This window comes from Mongoliibacter sp. (assembly GCF_007692705.1).
In the GTDB taxonomy this organism is placed as follows: Bacteria; Bacteroidota; Bacteroidia; order Cytophagales; family Cyclobacteriaceae; genus Mongoliibacter.
Genome location: NZ_REBN01000276.1, coordinates 1 through 5944, shown reverse-complemented (window position 1 = coordinate 5944; position 5944 = coordinate 1). Strand labels below are relative to the sequence as shown.

Genomic DNA, 5944 nt, shown 5'->3' with positions numbered 1-5944 from the left:
CTGACATCTCTTTCCAGTGCGGATTTCCATATGGCTGCAAAAGCACGGGAGCTGGCTGAGGAAGATAATTTCTTTGGATCCTTTGCAGAGAAGCAGTATGGAGGCAACATGAATACCACCATCATCAAGACCAAAAAGGGGCGCTCTATGATGATCCAGCATGATGTCACCTCTCCAAGGCCTTATTCCAGGTTGCATGCGATCAGCGGTACCAAAGCTTTTGCACAAAAGTATCCTGTGCAAAAAATATCAAAGGAACACAGCTGGTTAAAAGAAGATGAAATCAAAGCCATTGAAGAAAAATATACGCCTGAAATTGTCAAAAAAGTAGGGGAGTTAGCCAAGCAGATTGGAGGACATGGAGGCATGGATTTTATGATGGATTGGAGGTTGATAGATTGTCTGCGCAATGGCTTGCCTTTGGATCAGGATGTGTATGATGCAGCCTTGTGGTCTGCAGTTTCCCCTTTGAGCGAATGGTCTGTGGCCCATAGGTCCAATTCCATTGATGTTCCCGACTTCACAGGGGGAAGCTGGAAAAACAACAAACCTGTTGAGATTACCTTGAAAGGTGGAGGGACGACTAAGGTGATTGTTTAAGTTGTGACCTTTGAGGTTTTTCAAACCTCGAAGGTCTTTAAATCCTTGTTTCACGCAACGACCGCAAAGAAATACGCAACGATCGCAACGGGAATAAATATTTTTAATTAACCCTAAAGAAGTGCAGGTGTGGGATTTCAAAAGTTGAAACCCTCCTAAAATGTTTAATTTACCGTCTCTCAGTTCAACCCTTTCAGGGTTGCCCCTCCCGACATCATTCATCCGATCCCTAGGTTTCACCTAGGGTTATTGAGAGGTTTGGGCACTTCGTGGTCAAGATTAAAACCCCACAGTAATATGAATGATCCTGAAATACCTGCCCCGTACCGATGACTATCGGCACAGGATGGTCAAATTTCTTTATAGCGAATGGTTGCTGCACATTTAAAATGCGGTCACAACAGTACTTACAACGACCTGGAAAGGTCAAACTTTTCAATAACTGCGGGTGAATCCGTGGATGCTATTGGTTTACCTGGGAAATAGAGGGTTTTTATTTCTATTCTATTTCTACTTTATTTCAATTGCATTTCGAAAATATATTTCAACCACAATTGAATAGGTCAGTGAAATAATCTTCTATGTCAAAAGAAGACCTCAAAGCTTTTATCGATACCCAAATGAGTATCTTATCATCTTTCACAAGGAGACCTCAAAATCCCCTCTTAGTTATTTCGGCTTCCAGTTAGTCTTTTTTTTCTTATAAAGCAGAAAAACAGCTGCTAATAGCACCATTATAATACCTAGGTATAGGTAATATATTCCCAAACTTGAGGCCGGCTTCAAAACATCCGATCTGCCTACAAGAACCTGTCCTGCCCAAAAATAAGGCAAGCTTTGACCTTCTGATTTTTTCAAAAATTCTAATTTTGCTTGCTGCAAGGCCACATCACTTGAATGGCCATCACTCAAAAATCTGTAGAACAACTCTGTAAGTTCATAAGTGGCCTGATTTTCCACTTCCCATAGCGTGGTGATGCTACTCGGGATACCGGCGGCGGCAAATCCTCTTGCCAGAGAAAACACTCCTTCTCCCCTCACCAATCTCCCTACACCTGTATTGCAGGCAGCCAATACAATCAAGTGTGCCGGCAAACCTCCCAAAAGCTGTAATTCCGAAAGTGGCATAGATGTATCAAAGAAGTAAAGGCGAGGCTCCTGCCCCTCGGTATCAGCTACCGCATGAGAATATAGCTGTATGATGGAATGATCAGATAGAAGATCCAGAAAATTCTGTTTGGTGGCACGCTCATGGGTGAGCAGTTTGTTTTTTGGAAAGAAGCTTTTGATTTTTTTGAGTGAAAGGTCTGCACCGGGAAGACTGGCCTGCTGGACTTCTACGCTGTAATCAACAGGGGCGAGGCCAAAAAGAGAATGCTTTTTATATCCTTTTTGGTTTTTGGCCAGGAAACCTGCTGAATAGGTGTAGCTCAAAGCCTGACTTTTCAACAGAAAGGAATTGTCATCAGAAGGGTCTGTCATTAAAAACTCGAAGGGAAGGAAAAAACCATCGGGAGAAATCACTACCCTCGAATATTTTTTGATTTCTTCAGGGAACAATTCCTTATAAAGACTGTGGGCAGCGGTTTTAAATGTTACAAAATCACTGTTAATTTTGGATTTGTTGGAAGTCAATTCTATAAGCTGAGCAGCTCTTTTCTCCAGGTCTTTTGCTTCAATCTTTTTGAGCCCAACTTTATCATTTGCTGCAAACAAAACATAACTGGCTTCTTCTCCCACAAAATAGGAAAGGTAAGCCTGATTATGATCCAATACCTCTTCCTGAAGACGCTGTAAGGAAAGAACAGAAGTGTCATACTTATATTGATAGTAGCTGGGGTATCTCTGTTCCAGTTCTTTGATAAAAGTCTCATACCTTGACTGGGCTTCAAACCAGTCTACCGTTGCTTTCTGAAAATCTTCAGTCCCTGCTTCCTTTTCCAAAAGCACAGTTTTTAAAGCTACGGCATCTGTTTTATATTCTTTTTCTTTGTAAAGGTCACTTTCATGGATAAACCTCAAAGCTCCCATTTCGCTCAGCTGATCATTGAGCATCACGGCCCTGCTTTTTTCCATAAAATAAAAAGCCCCTTCAAAGTCTTTCTTTTCCATGGAAGTTTGGATTGCCCATTCGTAAATGGGTTTTGTGTACCCTCTCCAAAAGGCCTTTGTGTCTTCGGACTGTTGGTTCCACCGCATCAAATCAATTACCTGATCATTGAGTCTGTAAAGAGTAAGGGCATGATCTAGAAGTTGAGGGTCTGATTTTTTCTTTTGAAATTGTTTTGCCAATGCTTCCCCTTTGTTTTTTAGGATCATGGCAATTTCATAATAGTTATCCGTCTGTCTGATTTGGGCAAGCGTAGGATTTTGGTAATCATTTTCAGGCTCAAAACCTTTTACTGCAATTTGCATGGCCTGTTGAAAATACTCCAATGCCTCATCATAACGTTCCAAGCGTGTATAAGTAGCACCGATGTTATTGAGTGCTGACATGTTTTCCCTGGAATCAGGATAAGGCTCAAGGTATTCCCTAGATTGGTATAGGTACTTGAGGGCTTTTTGGTCATCTTTTTTTGCCCATGTATAATAAAGCTCATCCAGTGAGGCAAGTACACTACCCAAATATCCCATTTTCAGGTATAAGTCCATGGCTTTGGAGAAATAAGTCTCTGCTTCTTCGGGCCTGTCTACAGCGGCCAGGTAAATGCCGTATGCGTTGTAAGCAAAACCCAACAATTCTCCCGAAGCCTGATCACTTTCAAAAATCCCGATGCTGTTTTGGAAAATTTCATCCGCTTTTTCGATTTCTCCAAGCTCAAGAAGTGCTCTTCCTTTTTTTATCTTGAGCAAAGTTTCCTGAATAGTACCCTCCAGGCCATAGATGGATCCAAGGGCATAATCCAACAAATCCACAGTACGCTGATACTCGCCCTTGTTAAAGCTATAGACTGTTCTCCGGTCGAATGAAATGTAGGCAGGAGGGAAAGTTTCCTCAGGGTATTTTTTGTGAAGGCTGAATGCACTGTCATAGTAGGCCTCTGCTTTTTCCTGAATCCCCAATTCCTGATAGGCTATGCCTATATTACAGAAGGTGAATGAGAGGTAATGCTCTTCAGCATGGGGAAGGTCAGATTTGTTGATGGCTATGGCTTCCTGCATCAAGCTGATGGCTCCTGAAAAATCTCCCAAAATCCTTTTGTAATCTGCTATCCGGTGTATGATTTTGGCATAAACTCCATCTTTTTGGTTTTTCTCCAGGAATCTGATGCGGATTGCTTCTACTTTGTCGAGTTTTTCAGACCAAGATAGCGCTGGATCAGTATTGACTGTATTGACTTGATCTAACCAAAAAGCAGGTTCCTGCCCAGCTTGCGCCAGGGAGAAACCTGCTTTAAATTGAAAAATAAAAACAATAAATAATACGCTTCTTAGAAAGTCCACATTATTGCCGGTTGTTCAACCTAATATAAGAAATTCCTCTATTAACTTGTCTGCTAAGATCAGGATTTACAGGGCCTTCTGGAGGCAGAATTTCATTTATCCAATCTGTTTTCGCACTTCGTTGAAAATCAATATTTCGAAAAGAATCATCCCATCGAACAGCGATTTTACCTGTCATAATTGCTGTGGCAAAGGAAGACCCAGCAATTAAATTCTGATAATTTTGGGTATTAACAAATGGTACCCTAAAACCATATTCCGCATCAGCCTGGATCGCGGCATCTACATATTTATTCGAATAATTTTGGCGGAGGCTAACACTTTGACGATCATTCCCGACTGTAGTCACTGTAATGACATTCGAAGGGAGTTTTTCACCCATATGACTTAATACACCTGGATAGAACCAATTCTTTTCCAAATTTCTTTCTTGACCACCTTCAACAACATTCCCGGCAGCAGCCACCATCAACATTTGTTGACCATCCAAAAAACCTCGTGTTAAATGTCCCATAATTGGATGTTTTTCGCCTGGAAACCCTGGATACTCCATATTGTCATAAAATCCTAAACTCAAATTGATCAAATCAGCCTTTTGGCTTTTGGCAAAGTGTAATCCGCACAGTAATGAGAATAAAGAACCCTTATTTTCTTTGTCCAGTACCTTGATAGGCAAAAACTCCGGAATTGCTGACTTCGCGGCAATTAACTCCTCTAGCATATATAGGTTTACTACTGTTCCATGCTTGGAGTCAGTTTCATCGAGGAAATTATCATTGAAATCTGAGCCTGTAAAATTCCAGCCCAAGGAATTTTCAGAATAACAATTGCCCAGTGTTTCCACCTTTTTCAAATAATCCTTTGGGAAAAAGTCGGTATCTAAACCTGAATCTAAAGTTGCTATAATAAGCTTTTTCCTATCAGTATAATTTGAAAGGTCCAAGGAGTTTCTACCTGCACCTTGAGCCTCTTGGTCAACTTCAAATAAATAATTTAAAGAAACAGCCAAGCTTCCATCCCCAGTTGTTCCGGCTACATTTATGGGGCGGGCTGTCTTTATTTCTCCATGTCCATCAGAAAAAAAACCTAGGATATCTGCGAGATAATTTTCAATGTTTTCAGCTCTGTAAAGCTCTACCAAATTGATACAATCATTACAGACCACTTTAACCGCATCAGGAAATTTACTGTAAATATAACTTTCAACAGAATCTCTAAGGTTATGGGCTATTTTTTCATTTTGATATGAAAATACCAGCTCATTTTTTTGATAGGCCATTTCCAATCCCTTCAAAGGATCAGCAGTTTTATCTCCCCCTTTAGGTTCACAAGCTGTCAGGAGGCATAGCAATAAGGCTCCCATGTAAAGCAAGGAGACTTTGATTGAATTTTTCATAATTGTTGAATTTTGGTGGTTCTGATTGAAAAAGTAATTTTAATAAGAATAACCCGAATCATTCGGAATATAATTTTATTTGTACATCAATATATAGATTTAAATTTTTTATCTCAAGAAATTTTTACTGACAACCATCTGGAATGAAATTGCCAAGAGTCGGTTTAGTCTGATTTGATAAAATTTATGTTGAAGTCACTTTCAATGAATTTTCAAATGTATTCCCTGGGGCTGCATGCGTTCCCAATTACAGATGTATATCCGTCGAGGGCAAGAGTGTTACCCTGTATGCTCAAAACTTGTTATCAAAGGGCTTACCTATCAAGGACTCTCTTTAGGTTCTGGAGAAAAATAATGATTGAATACTTTCCCTGAGGTGTCTAAAAACCCTCAAAAGCAGGTTTGATGTTGCTCCAAAAGGCATCCAAGGCAATAATCCTTGGCTTTAAAAAACTTATAATTGCAGGCCAATCATCTTTTTCCATCACATTGACGTCTGCCAGG

Annotated in this window: 3 protein-coding genes and 1 pseudogene; 1 reads left to right on the top strand and 3 read right to left on the bottom strand. The window is 40.3% G+C overall.

Annotated elements, in window-relative coordinates:
- Nucleotides 1-600 (top strand): annotated as a pseudogene (locus EA341_RS18660) (acetylgalactosaminidase); the annotation flags it as partial.
- 669 nt (nt 601-1269) lie between these two features.
- Here EA341_RS18660 and EA341_RS18655 read toward each other — a convergent pair.
- The 3 genes from EA341_RS18655 to EA341_RS18645 form a co-directional block, all read right to left on the bottom strand.
- Nucleotides 1270-4044 carry a CHAT domain-containing protein gene (locus EA341_RS18655; RefSeq protein WP_293016687.1) on the bottom strand — a complete coding sequence of 925 codons (2775 nt, stop codon included), beginning with the start codon at nt 4042-4044 and terminating at the stop codon, nt 1270-1272.
- Between the two features lies 1 nt (nt 4045).
- Nucleotides 4046-5440, bottom strand: coding sequence for a S8/S53 family peptidase (locus EA341_RS18650; RefSeq protein WP_293016686.1), 1395 nt, complete (start codon nt 5438-5440; stop codon nt 4046-4048).
- A 380-nt stretch (nt 5441-5820) separates the two neighbouring features.
- Nucleotides 5821-5944 (bottom strand): DUF4268 domain-containing protein (locus EA341_RS18645; RefSeq protein WP_367127864.1); only part of this gene is annotated, 124 nt, incomplete at its 5' end.